This is a genomic window from Shewanella eurypsychrophilus (assembly GCF_007004545.3).
Taxonomy (GTDB): domain Bacteria; phylum Pseudomonadota; class Gammaproteobacteria; order Enterobacterales; family Shewanellaceae; genus Shewanella; species Shewanella eurypsychrophilus.
Genome location: NZ_CP045503.2, coordinates 4,184,092 through 4,200,360 on the forward strand (window position 1 = coordinate 4,184,092; position 16,269 = coordinate 4,200,360).

General features: G+C 42.2%; 14 protein-coding genes and 3 tRNA genes. 3 read left to right on the forward strand and 14 right to left on the reverse strand.

Annotated features, from left to right (window positions below; translation table 11 throughout):
• Positions 1 to 637: 637 nt before the first annotated feature.
• From FM038_RS17845 to FM038_RS17865, 5 genes are all read right to left on the reverse strand, one after another.
• Entirely contained in the window at positions 638 to 1,255 is a 618-nt protein-coding gene (locus tag FM038_RS17845; RefSeq protein ID WP_142874831.1) for a transglycosylase SLT domain-containing protein, read from the reverse strand.
• 202 nt (positions 1,256 to 1,457) lie between these two features.
• Entirely contained in the window at positions 1,458 to 1,883 is a 426-nt protein-coding gene (locus tag FM038_RS17850; RefSeq protein ID WP_142874664.1) for a hypothetical protein, read from the reverse strand.
• A 94-nt stretch (positions 1,884 to 1,977) separates the two neighbouring features.
• Positions 1,978 to 3,612, reverse strand: a complete 1,635-nt coding sequence (gshA, locus tag FM038_RS17855; protein WP_142874665.1) for a glutamate--cysteine ligase — start codon at positions 3,610 to 3,612, stop codon at positions 1,978 to 1,980.
• A gap of 168 nt (positions 3,613 to 3,780) precedes the next feature.
• On the reverse strand, positions 3,781 to 6,615 hold the full coding sequence (locus FM038_RS17860; RefSeq protein WP_142874666.1) for a M16 family metallopeptidase: 2,835 nt from the start codon (positions 6,613 to 6,615) through the stop codon (positions 3,781 to 3,783).
• Positions 6,616 to 6,697: 82 nt separating this feature from the next.
• Positions 6,698 to 7,120, reverse strand: a complete 423-nt coding sequence (locus FM038_RS17865) for a YqaA family protein (protein WP_142874667.1) — start codon at positions 7,118 to 7,120, stop codon at positions 6,698 to 6,700.
• 271 nt (positions 7,121 to 7,391) lie between these two features.
• On the opposite strand from FM038_RS17865, the gene FM038_RS17870 reads away from it, so the two are divergent.
• From FM038_RS17870 to FM038_RS17880, 3 genes are all read left to right on the forward strand, one after another.
• Positions 7,392 to 8,642: a dicarboxylate/amino acid:cation symporter gene (locus FM038_RS17870; RefSeq protein WP_142874668.1), complete on the forward strand. Its 1,251-nt coding sequence runs from the start codon at positions 7,392 to 7,394 to the stop codon at positions 8,640 to 8,642.
• Positions 8,643 to 8,774: 132 nt separating this feature from the next.
• On the forward strand, positions 8,775 to 8,960 hold the full coding sequence (locus tag FM038_RS17875) for a hypothetical protein (protein WP_142874669.1): 186 nt from the start codon (positions 8,775 to 8,777) through the stop codon (positions 8,958 to 8,960).
• Between the two features lie 155 nt (positions 8,961 to 9,115).
• Entirely contained in the window at positions 9,116 to 9,451 is a 336-nt protein-coding gene (locus FM038_RS17880; protein ID WP_142874670.1) for a PBPRA1643 family SWIM/SEC-C metal-binding motif protein, read from the forward strand.
• A 94-nt stretch (positions 9,452 to 9,545) separates the two neighbouring features.
• Here FM038_RS17880 and FM038_RS17885 read toward each other — a convergent pair whose 3' ends face one another.
• The 9 genes from FM038_RS17885 to FM038_RS17925 all read right to left on the reverse strand — a co-directional run bounded on the left by FM038_RS17885 (position 9,546) and on the right by FM038_RS17925 (position 16,249).
• On the reverse strand, positions 9,546 to 9,740 hold the full coding sequence (locus FM038_RS17885) for a hypothetical protein (protein ID WP_142874671.1): 195 nt from the start codon (positions 9,738 to 9,740) through the stop codon (positions 9,546 to 9,548).
• 264 nt (positions 9,741 to 10,004) lie between these two features.
• A complete protein-coding gene (locus tag FM038_RS17890; RefSeq protein ID WP_142874672.1) occupies positions 10,005 to 11,558 on the reverse strand; it encodes an ATP-binding protein in 1,554 nt (517 codons plus the stop codon).
• Between the two features lie 27 nt (positions 11,559 to 11,585).
• Positions 11,586 to 11,948, reverse strand: coding sequence for a group I truncated hemoglobin (locus FM038_RS17895; RefSeq protein WP_142874673.1), 363 nt, complete (start codon positions 11,946 to 11,948; stop codon positions 11,586 to 11,588).
• Positions 11,949 to 12,116: 168 nt separating this feature from the next.
• Positions 12,117 to 13,247, reverse strand: coding sequence for a sodium ion-translocating decarboxylase subunit beta (locus tag FM038_RS17900; protein ID WP_142874674.1), 1,131 nt, complete (start codon positions 13,245 to 13,247; stop codon positions 12,117 to 12,119).
• Between the two features lie 8 nt (positions 13,248 to 13,255).
• Positions 13,256 to 15,055 (reverse strand): sodium-extruding oxaloacetate decarboxylase subunit alpha, encoded by a 1,800-nt coding sequence (gene oadA / locus FM038_RS17905; protein ID WP_142874675.1) that lies wholly within the window; start codon positions 15,053 to 15,055, stop codon positions 13,256 to 13,258.
• Positions 15,056 to 15,076: 21 nt separating this feature from the next.
• Positions 15,077 to 15,322, reverse strand: coding sequence for an OadG family protein (locus tag FM038_RS17910; RefSeq protein WP_142874676.1), 246 nt, complete (start codon positions 15,320 to 15,322; stop codon positions 15,077 to 15,079).
• A gap of 580 nt (positions 15,323 to 15,902) precedes the next feature.
• Positions 15,903 to 15,994: transfer RNA gene (locus FM038_RS17915), tRNA-Ser, on the reverse strand.
• A gap of 20 nt (positions 15,995 to 16,014) precedes the next feature.
• A tRNA-Arg gene (locus FM038_RS17920) sits at positions 16,015 to 16,091 on the reverse strand.
• A gap of 81 nt (positions 16,092 to 16,172) precedes the next feature.
• Positions 16,173 to 16,249, reverse strand: a tRNA-Arg gene (locus FM038_RS17925).
• Positions 16,250 to 16,269 lie beyond the last annotated feature (20 nt).

A 16,269-nucleotide genomic window follows, 5' to 3' on the forward strand; every position in this document is an offset into this window, starting at 1 on the left:
GTAAATCCACAAGTGTAGATACGGCTGCGAGCTTCGATTTCAGGGATGAAATCGCAGAGCGTATAGGGACATATTTACAGCGTCTCGCAGAAGCATCTGCACATCCCCCGCTGGGAAGCGTTAGGTTGCCATGAAAGTACGACTTTCAATCACCACCCAGCATGAACTAAGCCAGAAGCTAAATCAGAAAATGTAATCAGTCTTCATTCGAAGGCTAGCAAACTTTGGGGCAGAAGTGAGTTACGAAGCCTAGCAATAAACCTAAACTGAAGAGATAGGCTGCTAGTGAAAACCTCAGTGTCGATGCGGCTGCGAGCTTCGATTTCAGGGCCAAAAATGTTCCATACATTTTTCGGCATTTCCCACATCCGTGTGGGTCAGATGAAATCGCAGAGCCCACATGGCCAATTTTGTTCCATACAAAATTTGGCATTCCCACCGTCCATGGCGGTCAGATGTACTTGCGGCGTCTCGCAGAAGTAGCTGCACATTAGCGAGCCGCAGGCTATAAGTGACTATGAAGAATCGACCTTCAATCACCTACAAAATACCAATATAACCTCGACCCAACAACAAAAAATGTAATCAGCCTTCATTCGAAGGCTAGGAAGTTACCCTGCCCGGCTGATATTTATTGCTAAGCAAAAAATAGACGCCATAACCAAGACGAGTCGAGATCTTCTTTACAAGTGCGATATTGCGCCGCATAACGCTTAGACCGTGAGTCGACCTTTGCAGCCACTTTGATCAACCAAGCTTTCTGGTTGTAGGTTTTTCGCTTATACCCGCCCCAACCTTCGTGGTAATTCAAATATTGATTTCTGGCATCCCACTTTGAAACTCCATTGATCTTATGGGTTTTATAGATAAACCAGCCCATAAAATCCATGGCATCATCGAAATTGCTTCGGCTTGACCATGAGTTCCCAGTCTCTCTGACATAATCATCCCATGTCATGGTTTTAGCTTGAGCGTAACCATAGGCGTCGCTGGCACGACCAATAGGAATGAAACCTAGAAAGTACTCCATAGGCGGCGCGGCATTGTGCTTAAAGGAGCTTTCTTGGTACATCATGGCTAAAGGAACATGAACTGGCACGCCCCATTTTTCTTGAGTATTTTTTGCTGCGGTATACCAAGAGCGGTTTTCCTGATAAATAGAACATAAATTCTCAGGATTTTTAGGAGGAGCAGTGGCACAACCTGAAAGTAATAATGCCAAAAAAGCAGCGATTAAAGCCGAAAACCGTTTCATAAATGCAAATACCATCTCGTGATGCTGACAAAATATATACCCAAGCCACTTCAACATGTTAAATCCTGCATATCGAGGTTGTTTGCTCTGATAATCTAAGTAGTAAGTCGTAAGACTAATCAAAACGTTAGTGTCACACCCTTAGATAAAAGAAGCAATCACCCAAGCTAAAAAGCAAGACGTATTGATTTAATATCACTGGCTACTTTACTGCAAGCTCACACTCTTGCGGCTCTTCAAGCCAGATCTCTGGCTGCCAAAAACCTGAATCATTACCGCGATAACGCTTATCGGTATTAAATTTAGCGGCAAAGTGGTATCGAATGTTTGTCTCGACATTGATGGTCAATGTTTTAGGCACTCTGGCTGCAAGTTTAACTTTCAAAGAGGGCGAGCTTATCAACTCAGCAAACGTAAAGGTATATTCGCCTGGAGATAGTCGATAGTTTGGTTTTGAAATGACGGGCTTTCCGTCGAGGTGAGTAACAACAGCACGGTAGAGATCTTGTTGTTGATCTGGCTCTAGATAGCCTGAAACCACACCACAGTAAAGCGCTTCATCAGGCTTCGAGGCACAGCCGGATAAGAGTAATAAGCTCAAACTCAATAGAACAATTAATGGTTTCACGTTTAACTCTCATCTAAACGTTAGTGATGTAAAAATTAACACTGAGCAGATAATAACAACTCAGTGTTAATTTAACGCTAATGCGCAGAAAAGACTATGAAGATACAGCCAGTTTAGATGCTTCTATACTTGACGTATCCTCTTTAAAATAGTCTTCAAGAAACGATTCAAAACTCTGTGTCGAATCTTGTTCCATCTGTAGCTGCTTAGCCAGTGACTCCTTAGCCGCCACTTGATATCTCAAAAGCACATCTTCTGGCAATTCGGTCTCATTTAATACCCTGTGATATTTTTTCGCTAAGGCTTTCACCCAGCAGCCATGATCTATTTGACTATCTTGTAACTGCTTTATGATTTGTCCAGAAAGCGTTAAATCAGGATTTTCCACCGCCGCTAGCCACTTTTCTAAAGTTTGAGCGTAGCCATGGTTATCCTTGTCATCTAGCAGCGTCGCTATCGTTCCCATGGTATTGAACATTTGCGTCATCCAATCGGCAAGTGTGATTTCTTCACCATTACAGCTTAATTTAAGCCCAGGTTTACGCCCTTCTAAGATCACTAGATTCAAATTACTGGTAATTTCAGTTTCCTGAGTCTCATCAGAGTCTGGAGAGTCGCTAAGCAAACAGTAAAGTAAAAACAGATCTAAGAATCTCACTTGAGAGGCTTCGATGCCAACCTCACTGAAAGGATTTACATCTAATGCTCTTACTTCGATATATTCCACACCGGCTCTTGCTAACGCTTCTGATGGCTTCTCACCATCCTGAGCCACTCTTTTAGCTCGGATAGGGGAATAAAATTCATTCTCTATTTGCAGAACATTGGCATTTAACTGCCTAAACTCTCCATCGACTTTAACGCCTATCAGCTCAAAGTTAGCCGATGGCATATTTATCGCCTTTTGCATGCCTTCGAGGTATAGCTCTAACGAATTGTAGCTAATGCTTAATCTATCTTGTTCTTTGTTGGTATAACCAAGATCACTCATTCTTAACGATGTTGCATAGGGTAAATACAAGGTGCCCTTACCCATCTCTTCGAATTGAATATCTGTTTGCTGATCTTTAATAAAAGAGCGGCAAAGCGCGGGAGAAGCGCCAAATAAATACGGTAAAACCCAAACCATTCGCCGGTAATTACGGATCAATCCAAGGTATGACTCAGAGATAAAGTCAGTCTTTGACACGGCTTGATCGCTGAGCTGGTATAGCCTGTCCAAAAGTGAGTCAGATACAGAGAAATTAAAATGCACCCCAGAGATAATTTGCATTTGCGCACCATATCGATAGGTCAAGCCTTTACGATAAAGACGCTTCATCTTCCCTGTATTTGAACTGCCATAATCGGCAATAGGTATGTCACTCACATCGCCAACATAACAGGGCATACTCACTGGCCACAAACCTTGCTGAGGTAAATTTTGTACCGTGAACGCATGGGTATAGGTTAAATCTTCCAGCAAACGATCAATGTCAGTGAAAACAGGTGTGATGAACTCAAGTAAAGACTCACTGTAATCCGTTGTGATCCTAGAATGCGTCAACGCAGAACCTAGCATTTTAGGATGTGCATCCGTTGCCAGATTACCTGAATCATCAATTCTTAATGCTTCGCGTTCAATACCACGTTGCATTCCCTTGAGTGCTTGACGTCCCTCAGAGTCAGAGAGTCTGTCGATCAGTTTATTGAAAGAGTTCAATATTTTATTCTCAAATTTTGTCATCATGTAGGCTTGTCAGTAATAGACCTGCGTCAATTGAAATGTATTTCATTCATACATTTCAAAACGCATTTCCCCTCTGCCAAGCCAGCTTCCTGGCCATAAAATAACGATACCCTAATCTGATAGAATATCGCTATGTGCTCTATGTAGATATATGGCCTAATTCAAATATTACAACTCTAAAGTTTCCACCGGGTAGCCGAGTGCTTTAATATCCGCCTCAATTGAAGCTTTATCACCCACAATCAGCACCACCATTTTATGGAGATCGAGTTGTTTCCTCGCTAATTTATTTAACTCATCCTTCGAGATAGAATTTGTTATCTTAGTCTGTTGCTCTGTGAAATCATCATCCAATTGATACCTTTGTATACGGCGCATAAAGCCTGCTTTTTGGTATGGCGTCTCATAGTCGAGAGCCTTGCCTTGAGAGACAGAAGCGCGCATAAATGCAAGCTCTTCATCAGTCATACCAGATTGGCGATATGCTTTGATCTCTTTGACAAACTCCACTAATGCCTCGGATGTAACATCACTACGTACACTGGCTTGAGCTTGATAAACACCTAACTCTATGCCACCAGCAAAAAAACTTCGAGCACCATAGGTGTAGCCTTTATCTTCACGTAAGTTCAAGTTAATGCGGCTATTAAATGCCCCACCTAGAGGATAATTCATCAGATACGACTTAAAATATTCTCCGGTCGCATCATAGGGCAATGCTCGCTTACCTATTTTAATCACAGATTGTGCGGCGCCCGGCTTATCTAAGATGTAGATTTTACCGCCTTTAAGCTTAGGCAGTTTCGCCAAAGCTGGCAGAGAAATGGCTTCTCCGGACCATTGGCTCAACCCATCTAATTTGCCAATAATTTCAGATTCACTCAGATCACTCACGACGATGATTTGTGCATTCCCGGCACGATATTGCAGTTTATAGAAGGCTTTTACATCATCGAGTGTGATAGATGAAATGGTTTCTAACGTACCGCTACTGCTCACGCCTAGCGGACTTTCACTACCATAAAGTAAGCCATCAAAAGCCGTACTCGCCAAGAAATTAGGATCCGACATCATATGTTGCAAACTTTGAAGCTGTTGCTGTTTTAAGCGATCAAAATCTTTAGCCTTAAAAGCAGGCTCAAATAATCGCTCCTTAACAATCGCTAATGTTTCATCAAGCCGTGATGTCAGCGTCGACACTTTCACATAGCTTTGATACGCACTCGAACCAAACCTCACGCTACTACCCAACATTTCTAAAGCTTGTGCAAGCTCTTCCGAGCTACGCTTTAAACTTGACTCATTGAGCATAGAAGCGGTTAAGCCAGCGAGTCCGGCTTTGTTAACGGGTACAAGTCTATGACCGCCATTAAGGTAAACCACCAGCTCAACCGTTGGAGTTTCTTCACTCTCGGTGCCCATCACTTCGATGTTATTGGCAAGTTTTCCTTTCCATAATGTGGGGGAGGTAAGTACTGGTGCAGGCCCAGCTTTAGGCATAACGGTACGGTCGAAAGATGAAGCAATTTGCTGATGCGCTTCAATCCCATCTACCGCAACTTTCGAAACCGTTAGCGCTGGCGGCGTAAACGTATCCTCATGGGCAATAAGCTGATCTTGCCCTTCTGGGACAACACTCATCACCACCATTGGCTTGTTCTTAATGTATTGCTCAAATACACGCATGACATCGGCTTTGGTGACGTTAGCATAACGCTTAAGATCCGAGGAGATCATATCTGGATTGCCAGAAAAGGTTTCATTAAAGGCTAACGTCGACACTTTACCCGAAACGCTTTGAAGCCCGAAAATAGTGCTGGCTTCAAACTGTACTTTTACCTTTTCCAAATCAGCATCGGTCACCCCACGCTGTTCAAATTCAGCAATAGATTCTTGAATACGTTTCTCTATATCCGCTAAATTACCGCCTTTGGCAGGATTTGCTAGTGCGTACATAGAGAACTGACAAGCCAACTCCTGACAAGGATGACTCACACCTGCTTGCACCGCATAACCATCTTTAACCAGATTCTTATACAAAATAGAGGTTTTACCGCCACCTAATATATTGGAAAGTAAATCCAAAGCCGCCTCGTCACTATGACGGGCATAGACCGTTGGAAATGCAATCCGTAACAAGGGCAGATGAACTTTATCTTCCATCGATATATAACGTGTCTTATCCAGAGTCACTAAGGACTTTTTATCAGCCTCTACTTTCGGGCCAGCGGGGATCTCGCCAAAATATTGATTAACCCAAGCTAATGCCTGAAACTCATCAAAATCACCACCTATGGTGAGTGTCGCGTTATTTGGGCCATACCAACGCTGAAAAAAGTGTTTCACATCATCTAAATTCGCTCGTTCGAGATCTTCAGGCCAACCAATAACGGGCCAAGAATACTGGTGCCCTTGAGGGTAAAAAGCCTGATTAAACTGCTCACCCATTCGCCCATAAGGCTGGTTATCGATTCGTTGTGCGCGTTCGTTCTTTACTGTTTCACGCTGTACTTCAAATTTCTTTTCAGTCAATGCTGGCAAGAAAAAGCCCATACGATCCGACTCTAGCCAAAGCATTTTTTCTAATTGATTACTCGGCACAGTTTCAAAATAATTCGTTCTGTCTGTATTGGTCGTGCCATTAAGGGTGCCACCCGCTTCTGTTACCGTTTTAAAATGCTGTTCATCGCCTACGTGTTGAGACCCTTGAAACATCATATGCTCAAATAAGTGAGCAAAACCTGAGCGGCCTTCAAACTCTCTGGCAGAACCAACATGGTAAGTCACGTCAACATGAACTAAAGGATCAGAGCTATCTTGATGCAGAATGACAGTCAGTCCATTGGGGAGTTGATATTTTTTATAGGGGATGCCAACTTCAGACTCTGCAACCTTAACGGTTTCAAGTAACATCACTCCGGCAGGTAAGTTAGAGGCAGTTTCTTGATTGGCACATCCTGCCAAAGCTGAAGAAATTGCTATCGCTAATATCCATTTTTTCAATGTTCTCTCCTTAACATTTATCTGTTCACTCGTTCTCAGTCACTCAATTCAGTAACTCGTTTAAATATTCTTGATCAAACTTTTATAACCAGTGCAAAGCCATCGCTGCAACGAGTATATAACGTATGCTTTTACCTATTAATATCATCAGACTCGTTCTCAGTAACGGAAGTTTCATCCACCCGGCTAATAAACACAACAGATCACCAATAATCGGTGTCCAGGCCAATAGCAGAGACCAATAGCCGTATTTTTGAACCAGTGCCAATGAATGTTTATATTTTCCTTTAGCCATCTCCTCTGGACTACGAGCAAAACGACCCAGAGTGCCTAAATAATAGCTGGTTATTGAACCTAAGGTATTTCCCAAACTAGCCACTATAACCAGAGCTAACCAAGCTGATTTATCATCATTAATGAATGCCACGAGTAAAACTTCTGATCCACCCGGTAACAAGGTTGCAGCAAGAAATGCTGCGCTAAACATCAACCATAACTCTGTCATAAACGCTTACCTAATGAAAAAACGTAATTTATTGTTAAAAACCAAAAGAAAATAGGCCATGTTACTCAATAGTTAATATTTAAAGTTATTAAAACAAACTTCATTATCACAATAAGTTATAACGAAAACGGTTTGTTTTGCAAGTCACTCTATCTATACAATGAAAACATCGGATAATAGTCTTATCTACTTTTAGTGCTGAACTGTCTTACGTTACCGTTCAACGCTTTTTTGAATATTAATAATAAAAAATTACTTGGAAACAGAAAACATGTGGCAAACCATTAAACAGATCCCCTTCTGGCAGAAAGTCCTCGCGGGCTTCTTTTTAGGGGCAATGATAGGCGTGATATTTGGCGAATCCGCCACAGTACTGAAGCCATTGGGCGATCTTTTTATCGGCGCAATTAAGATGCTAGTAGCACCTTTGGTATTTTGTGCCATCGTTGTCAGTATCACAGCCCTTGGATCGCAAGTCAGTTTAAAGCGTTTAAGCTTTAAAACCTTGGGCATGTTTATGTTTACCGGAACACTCGCATCCATCATAGGTCTGACAGTCGGTTCGCTCATTGATATGGGCGGCAGCATGGATCTGGTCGCCACCGAAGTCAGAGAACGTCACGTACCAGGCTTTGCACAAGTATTACTCGACATGATCCCTGTCAATCCTTTTGCGTCACTCGCAGAAGGTAAGGTATTGCAAATTATCGTCTTTGCCGCTCTTATTGGTATCGCTATAAATAAAGTAGGCGAAAAAGCTGAGCCACTCAAACGTACTTTTGAGGCAGGTGCTGAAGTGATGTTCCAGTTAACCCGTATGGTATTGCAACTGACGCCAATCGGTGTATTTGGTTTAATGGCTTGGGTTGTAGGTCAATACGGTCTATCTACCTTGCTTCCTTTAGGTAAGTTTATCGGTGCCATCTATCTTGCAGCCTTAATACACATTATTTTCGTCTACGGTGGTCTAATTAAGTTTGCAGCTAAATTAAGCCCTATTCAATTTTTCCGTAAAGCCATGCCAGCTCAAATTGTCGCGTTCACAACAGCTTCAAGCTTTGGCACCTTGCCAGCAAGTACACGATGCACTGAGTCTATGGGTGTCTCTAAGCGTTATGGCTCTTTTGTGTTGCCTCTAGGCGCAACGATGAATATGGATGGTTGTGGCGGTATCTACCCGGCTATCGCAGCCATTTTTATCGCCCAAATATATGGTATTCCATTAGACATGACTGACTATATGCTGATTGCGGTAACTGCCACAGTAGCCTCTGTCGGTACAGCAGGCGTACCTGGTAGTGCCATGGTGATGTTATCTGTGACATTAGGCGTTGTGGGCCTGCCTTTGGAAGGAATAGCCTTTATCGCTGCTATAGACCGTATTATCGATATGATCAGAACCAGTACAAACGTCACCGGCGATATGATGACTGCAGTAGTTATTGGAAAATCTGAAGGCCAATTTGATGAAGAACAGTTTTATGCCGATGAAGACAAGCCGCTAAAACAAGCGACAAGCTAGTCAACACGAATTGAATCAAGTTGTAAAACAAGCCGTTAATACGGCTTGTTTCGTTCTAATCACCTGTTCAAGCTCACTCACTTAGTATTATACTTAACCACAATATTCCGGCTCCTAGACAACAGGCACACAATGGCGAAACTCTTCCTACTCCCTATCATTCTCTGTCTCGTGTGGACCCTTTTTTTACACTTTAATGGTGTCCCACTTAAACAAGGGAAAAAAGGCTTTATCTATATCTTAGCCATTAGCGCCACCGTAATACTCTCATTAGGTTTTCTGCTCTGGATCACCGCCGAACAAAATATCAGAGGTTAGCCTTTTCACCGAACACGTTTTTCCTTACCTTTCCCCAATAAAGCAGTCACAAATACGGCTAAATTGAGAATAGATGGCAATACTTGGCCATCTATAGTATAAGCACACACGATTTTTATTTACTCCATCTTGAACCGATAACACTGGAACCAAACATGTCAGATAAGTTTTTCTTTCAAGGGCGTCAAACCCCAAAGCCTAAGCATGAAAGCTACGGCTTTAACACTAAACGTGTAGCCAAATTTGGTACCAGTGATAATCCATTATCCCTGTGCGTAGGTTCAATTGAACGCGAAGCTGAAATGAATGTTCTCCTTGAAGAACATCAGCTTTGTGCAAATATTGAAGTGAATCCAGATAAAGCAGAGAATATTGCAGACTTTGAAGCCGTGATCAGCAAACCTGTTACAACAAAATTTGAAAAAACACCAAACAGAAATGAAGCTTGTATTTGCGGTAGTGGTAAAAAATATAAGAAATGTTGCGGCTAATTAATGATTCACCATTAATTGAGCTAGGAATAACGGCCATTAATATCACAAGTAATCATGGCCGAACAAGCTAAAAATGTAACCGACTCACATCCTAACTACTGGCTAAACTTTCGGAAATACTCGTTAAGTGAAGCTCTAGCTCATTTTCTGTTGTTGGCAGAGACTCCAGCTCAAAGGATAAAGGACTACTGCCGTTAAGCATGAACACCGATTTCTCGCCGTGATCATAATGAAACCACTTTCCATTGATACATAAGTCTGTATAGCAATTCGGTAACAACTCCATAGGTACACCTCTTTTTGGTTTACGACATCTTGGTGTCGTCTGGCATCATTGTTAACAACTAAATTGTTGTCACCGTGATTTTGATCACCTTTATAAAACCTTATATGACATAGAGGCGTCTTGATCTACGTCAAGCTCGAATGGAATAACATCTGAGAATCGTGATGTTTGAAAAATATAACACTAATATGTCTTTCGCTAGTCTTGTTTGTCAGAACAAACTATCATTTTGATACTAAAAAAAAGTCAAAAACAATGATGAAATTAATCTGACAATCTATTTACTATCCTTTCAATCAATTGTTCAAAATCAAATGGCTTAAGCATCACCTCATCCATACCTGACAATTTACATGTCTGGGCTATCTCTGTAGAAATACTGGCCGTAACCGCAATAATCGGCACTCGGTTACCATTGAATTCTATTTTACGTATCGCTTTTGTCGCTTCAAAGCCATCCATCACGGGCATAAGACAATCCATCAATATCAAATCAATATGGTGCAACTTAAACAGCTCTACAGCTTGTTGACCATTTTCTGCAAGATGTAGCTCAGGGGCCATATCTTCTAAGGGCATTCTGATTATTTCTCGGTTCAATGCAATATCATCAACGATCATAATACTTTTCCCCTTGATAATAGACGCGTAATGGCTCCCTTTATTATCAAGAGACTCTTGCTCATCCCCAATCGTCTCATGGCTTATTGGCAAAGATAAGTTAATAGTAAACTGGCTGCCCACATTTAGACGGCTTGTGACCTTTATCTCCCCTCCCATTTTTTCTACTAATTGCTGACAAATAGATAAACCAAGACCTGTACCGCCGTACTCTCTGGTAGTCGAAAATGAATGTTGAATAAAGGGATCGAATATATGCTCTAGTCTCTCTTCACAAATCCCTATACCTGTATCCGTCACGCATACAAGGAATTCACAAACATCATCTTGAACCGAGGTAAGCTCCAGAGTGAGTTTGATTTGTCCTTTATGGGTAAACTTGAGAGCATTGTTGACTAGATTGATTATTATCTGCTTAAACCTGACATCGTCGATAAGTACTAAGGGGAGATCTGGAGATAATTGAATATGTAACTTAACGTCACCAGTTGGAGCACATTGATCACCACACATTTGCGACACTTGACGAATGATAGCGCCCAAATCTGTTGTTACAGGATGTAAAACCAAGTCCGTAGATTCAATTTTTGAGAAATCCAGAACCTGATTAATCACAGCTAAGAGTTGCTGACCTGAACCTTTGACTGTTTCTAAATAGTGATTCTGAGAGCTGGTTAAACTTGTTTTGCTCAGTTGCTGAACCATACCTAAGATACCATTAAGCGGGGTTCTTAATTCGTGGCTCATAGCTGCAAGAAATTGATCTTTCGAATTATTTGCAGCCTCTGCCTTTAACTTCTCTTGCAGTAAAAGTTGATTGTTTTTCTCCAATAAACTTGCATGATTCTTAACTATTGATCTTAAATTTTTATCAGAATTATTCACCGAAGCTTGGATAAACAAAAGCTCTTGATGATCACTTAAGGATATCGTTTTGCAAATAAACTCGATCGTATCTTCACGGGAGTGAGTGAGGTGCTGCTGACAAAAACGATATTTTCGTCCCTTCTCGATCGAACGCTTGATACGAAATAAGTCATCAGCTTCTATATGATCACTTAAATTGTTATTTCCTCCCTTCAATCCCAACCACGCAATTAAATGCGAATTGGCTTCCAAGACCTCTAACGTGTCAATAGAGCATACGCCGATCCCATGGTCCATCAAATTAAGCAGTTCAGATGTTAGTGGTCGCATACGCTCATCCTAAGCTCAGTGCCAGTACTATGTTTGAGTTACAATCTGATCTTGTAAGCTTCCAACCAGCTGAATAATTGATACAACATCATCACTGTCCACTCCTACCTCTTCAAGAGATTCCTCAAGCAGCTCAGCGACCTCCTGAAAATGAGGAATCGTAATATCGAGGTTAATATGGGCTTGTCGGAGATCGCGTCCTTCATAGGCATCGGGCCCACCAAGCGCTTTAGCGATGAAATTGGTCTGATGTGCCATCAGGCTGTCCATATTGATGTCCCTGAAATAGTGTTCTAGCTCTTCACTATCTAACACTTTTTGGTAAAAGTTACTCACAACTTGGGTAAAAGTATCAAATCCCCCATATTTTTCAAACAGAGACTCGGCCATAGATAAATCCTTTTAATTGAAAGAGTTTTAAAGTCATGATGTATTGAGAATAGAAGATATATAATCGAAGTCAAACTGAAAGGTTGAACGGTAAGCGTTAAACTATGTATCTCATCAAGAAATAAAAAAGCCCACTTGTAGTGGGCTCAGCCTATCTTAAATATCAGCTTAACCTAGGACAGCAATTAACACCCCTGCGGCAACGGCAGACCCCAGAACACCAGCAACATTAGGCCCCATTGCATGCATGAGCAGGTAGTTATGCTGGTTAGACTCAAGACCAACTTTATTCACCACTCTTGCCGCCATAGGGACAGCAGAGACTCCAGCTGCACCGATAAGCGGGTTTATCTTACCACCCGATAGTCTACTCATTACTTTTGCCATCAGCACACCTGTTGCCGTACCAATCGCAAAAGCGACTGCACCTAGCACCAAAATACCTAAGGTCTCAAGCTGAAGGAACTCGTTGGCAGAAAGCTTTGAACCAACAGCAAGTCCCAGGAAGATGGTCACTATATTAATCAACTCATTTTGAGCAGTATTTGATAACCTGTCTACGACACCTGATTCCCGCATCAAATTCCCCAAGCAGAACATGCCTACGAGCGGTGTGGCAGCTGGTAAGAATAGAATCGTTAGTCCTAGTACCATTAAAGGAAAGATTATTTTCTCTTTCTTACTCACTTCACGAAGCTGCTCCATCTTAATCTGACGTTCAGATTCCGTGGTCAGCAACCTCATTATGGGAGGCTGAATAATGGGTACTAACGCCATATAAGAATATGCTGCGACTGCGATTGCACCGAGTAATTCAGGCGCTAGCTTAGATGCTAAGAATATCGCCGTCGGACCGTCAGCACCACCAATAATGGCAATTGCTCCCGCATCTTGCATGCTAAACTCAAAACCAGGTACCCAATTTAATGCGATTGCACCAATCAAGGTAGCAAAAATACCAAATTGAGCCGCTGCGCCTAATAACAGCATCTTAGGGTTTGCAATTAAGGCACCAAAATCAGTTAGTGCGCCAACTCCCATAAAAATCAATAAAGGGAATACACCGGTTTCAATTCCTACATGGTAGGCAAGATACAGCAGCCCACCTTCTTCGGTAAAACCACCATTGGGTATATTCGCCAATATGGCTCCAAAACCAATGGGCAATAGCAACAAGGGCTCAAAGCCTCGCACTATCGCAAGGTAAAGTAACAGAGCACCTACCGCCATCATCAGAAGCTGGCCGCCAGTAAAGTTTGCAATGCCTGACTCTGCCCAAAATGAGATTAATCCTTCCATTATGACTCCTATGCTATGCCAAGCAGTTGATTTCCAACAGCGACAGAGTCACCTTCTTTAACCCAAACCTTACTGATAACACCATCAGTCTCGGCGCGTACCTCTGTTTCCATCTTCATTGCTTCGAGGATAATGACCACATCACCTTCACGTACGGTATCGCCCGTTGCGACATTCACCTTAAAAATATTACCGGATAATGGCGCGTTCATCTCTAACTTAACTGCGTGACTCAACGGCTGTGCCGGTACAGATTGAGGAGCAGTAAAGGGAACCACATTTTCAGAAGACACAATTTGATTAATGTCTCCACCAGGAGAGACCTCAACAACATAACTCTGCCCCTGAACATTCACCGTATAAGTTTCCGCTCCGCGCTCATCTGTTTTAGCATTTGCCTGACGATTTGGTTTAGTTGCGGCTTCAGGTTTAGGTTCAAATGCATCTGGGTTATTACGATTTTTAATGAATTTGAGCCCAATTTGTGGGAATAGTGCATAGGTGAGTACATCATCGATCAACTCATTGGCGAGATCGAGTCCATCTTCAGCAGCTTTATTTTTCAACTCTTGGGTCAAACGCTCAAGTTCAGGCTTTAATAGATCGGCAGGACGGCATGTAATCGCCTCTGCGCCACCTAACACTTTTGCCTGAAGCTCAGCATTCACTGGTGCAGGGGTTGCACCATACTCGCCTTTGAGTACACCTTCAGTCTCTTTAGTCAGCGATTTATAGCGCTCACCAGTAAGGATGTTAATCACAGACTGGCTACCCACAATTTGAGAGGTGGGTGTCACTAAAGGTAAGAAACCGAGATCTTCGCGAACCCGAGGGATCTCTTCAAGAACTAGATCCAACTTATCAGCTGCCCCCTGCTCTTTAAGCTGACTCTCCATGTTGGTCAACATTCCCCCCGGAACTTGTGCTCTTAAAATTCTCGCGTCGATGCCTTTAAGCTCCCCCTCAAACTGGGCATACTTTTTACGTACGACTCTAAAATAGGCTGCAATCTCTTCCAATAAAGCCATATCGTAGCCCGTCGCTCTATCTGTACCTTCTAACATAGCAACGACAGTCTCAGTCGCACTGTGGCCATAAGTTTGGCTTAAAGGCGAGATAGCGGTGTCTAAGACATCAATGCCGGCTTCGATAGCCTTAAGATAAGTCGCCGTACTTAAGCCTGTTGTAGCGTGGCACTGCATAGAGACAATCAGGTCAGTTTGGGATTTGATTTGACTTATCATGTCAAACGCATCATAAGGCTTAAGTAAGCCTGCCATATCTTTAATACATAACGAATGACAACCGAGGTCTTCCAGTTTTTTTGCCATATCAACCCAGGTATCGAGTGTATGCACTGGGCTAGTCGTATAACAAATCGTACCTTGGGCATGGGCGCCAACGTCGACAACAGCTTTGATTGAGGTCTCTAAGTTACGAACATCATTCATCGCATCAAAGACTCTAAATACGTCTACGCCATTCGTGTGAGCTCTTTCTACAAACTTGTAGACAAGGTCATCAGCATAATGACGGTAGCCGAGCAAGTTTTGCCCACGAAGTAGCATCTGCTGCGGCGTATTAGGCATCGCCTTTTTAAGTTCCCTCAGACGTTCCCATGGATCTTCACCCAAATAGCGAATACATGCATCGAATGTTGCTCCGCCCCACGACTCAAGCGACCAAAAGCCTACTTTGTCTAAGAGTGGTGCTATCGGTAGCATATCCTCTAACCTAAGTCGTGTAGCGAGAATAGATTGGTGTGCATCTCTTAACACGACATCTGTTAATGCAAGTGGCTGACTCATAAAAACTCCCTACTAGTATTATTATGCTTTAACGCGATATTGATGAATGGCCGAGGTGATCACCGCAACGATTTTAGGATCTATTCCATGCTGCTGGAAATTCTCTTGAATACTGTTAGGTAATTTTTGCTGCTGTGGCTGAGGAGCAAACCTCATAGCCACCAATTTAATACAAAGGATCAGTATCGTTAAGAATACAAAAACCAGACCCATGCCTAAAAACATAATGCCAACGGCTTGTATCAGTTGCTCAGAAATCGAGTTCATATCATCCTCAGTGTCAGCGTTACTTGGTTTAATAGACTATTTCGCAAAACCTTAAGCTCATAATGAATATATAAAGGCTAAATTCATATTTTTATTCATTTAAGGCATTATTTACATCTTAAATCAGGCTTTTTTAAGCCATCAACGGTATCAATCAATACTTTTCAATAGAAAACAATAACCAATTTATAACAAAAATGCGAGCGAGGTGTAAATTGGTCATACCAAGAATAGCAAAATCAAAAGACACTCAATGAGAATTTAATAATTTAAAGGCTAGATTACTGAGATTTTATCAACAGATAAGGATTGGCGCATAGTTAACGAATAAACGTTGCTAAGAATAGCTGGATAGAGAATTCACTGAATCGAACACAATAATGTTTTTTTGCAAACTTATGCACTTAATCAATATCTAAACTATTCAATAGTAGTTTATTAGCCATTAGAGAGACACGCAATGACAGGCTGTAGCAGATAAAAAGTAGAAGAGAGGGAAGAGATTTGATGTCTAGCTAGATCAGGCTGGGCAAACAAACACAAAAAAGCCCGCTGATATAATCAGCGGGCTTATTTGTAATGGCGGAGAAGGAGGGATTCGAACCCTCGATGGGATTTAAAGCCCATACTCCCTTAGCAGGGGAGCGCCTTCGGCCACTCGGCCACCTCTCCGAAAATCATACAAACGAAAATGGTGCGGATGGGAGGAGTCGAACCTCCGACCGCCTGGTTCGTAGCCAGGTACTCTATCCAGCTGAGCTACATCCGCAAATTTCGTCTTACTTAACTTTTCAATCAACATCATTGAAAATCAATATTTCCAGTCAATGATCAACTCGAAATTTAAATATGGTGCGGATGGGAGGAGTCGAACCTCCGACCGCCTGGTTCGTAGCCAGGTACTCTATCCAGCTGAGCTACATCCGCACAAATAAACTTTACTATTT

Excerpts from the sequence above, each read along its gene's own strand:
- FM038_RS17845 (WP_142874831.1), bottom strand. The coding sequence starts at position 1,255 with ATGAAACGGTTTTCGGCTTTAATCGCTGCTTTTTTGGCATTATTACTT.
- gshA (WP_142874665.1), bottom strand. The coding sequence starts at position 3,612 with ATGATGACAAAATTTGAGAATAAAATATTGAACTCTTTCAATAAACTG.
- FM038_RS17865 (WP_142874667.1), bottom strand. The coding sequence starts at position 7,120 with ATGACAGAGTTATGGTTGATGTTTAGCGCAGCATTTCTTGCTGCAACC.
- FM038_RS17870 (WP_142874668.1), top strand. The coding sequence starts at position 7,392 with ATGTGGCAAACCATTAAACAGATCCCCTTCTGGCAGAAAGTCCTCGCG.
- FM038_RS17875 (WP_142874669.1), top strand. The coding sequence starts at position 8,775 with ATGGCGAAACTCTTCCTACTCCCTATCATTCTCTGTCTCGTGTGGACC.
- FM038_RS17880 (WP_142874670.1), top strand. The coding sequence starts at position 9,116 with ATGTCAGATAAGTTTTTCTTTCAAGGGCGTCAAACCCCAAAGCCTAAG.
- FM038_RS17885 (WP_142874671.1), bottom strand. The coding sequence starts at position 9,740 with ATGGAGTTGTTACCGAATTGCTATACAGACTTATGTATCAATGGAAAG.
- FM038_RS17890 (WP_142874672.1), bottom strand. The coding sequence starts at position 11,558 with ATGCGACCACTAACATCTGAACTGCTTAATTTGATGGACCATGGGATC.
- FM038_RS17895 (WP_142874673.1), bottom strand. The coding sequence starts at position 11,948 with ATGGCCGAGTCTCTGTTTGAAAAATATGGGGGATTTGATACTTTTACC.
- FM038_RS17900 (WP_142874674.1), bottom strand. The coding sequence starts at position 13,247 with ATGGAAGGATTAATCTCATTTTGGGCAGAGTCAGGCATTGCAAACTTT.
- oadA (WP_142874675.1), bottom strand. The coding sequence starts at position 15,055 with ATGAGTCAGCCACTTGCATTAACAGATGTCGTGTTAAGAGATGCACAC.
- FM038_RS17910 (WP_142874676.1), bottom strand. The coding sequence starts at position 15,322 with ATGAACTCGATTTCTGAGCAACTGATACAAGCCGTTGGCATTATGTTT.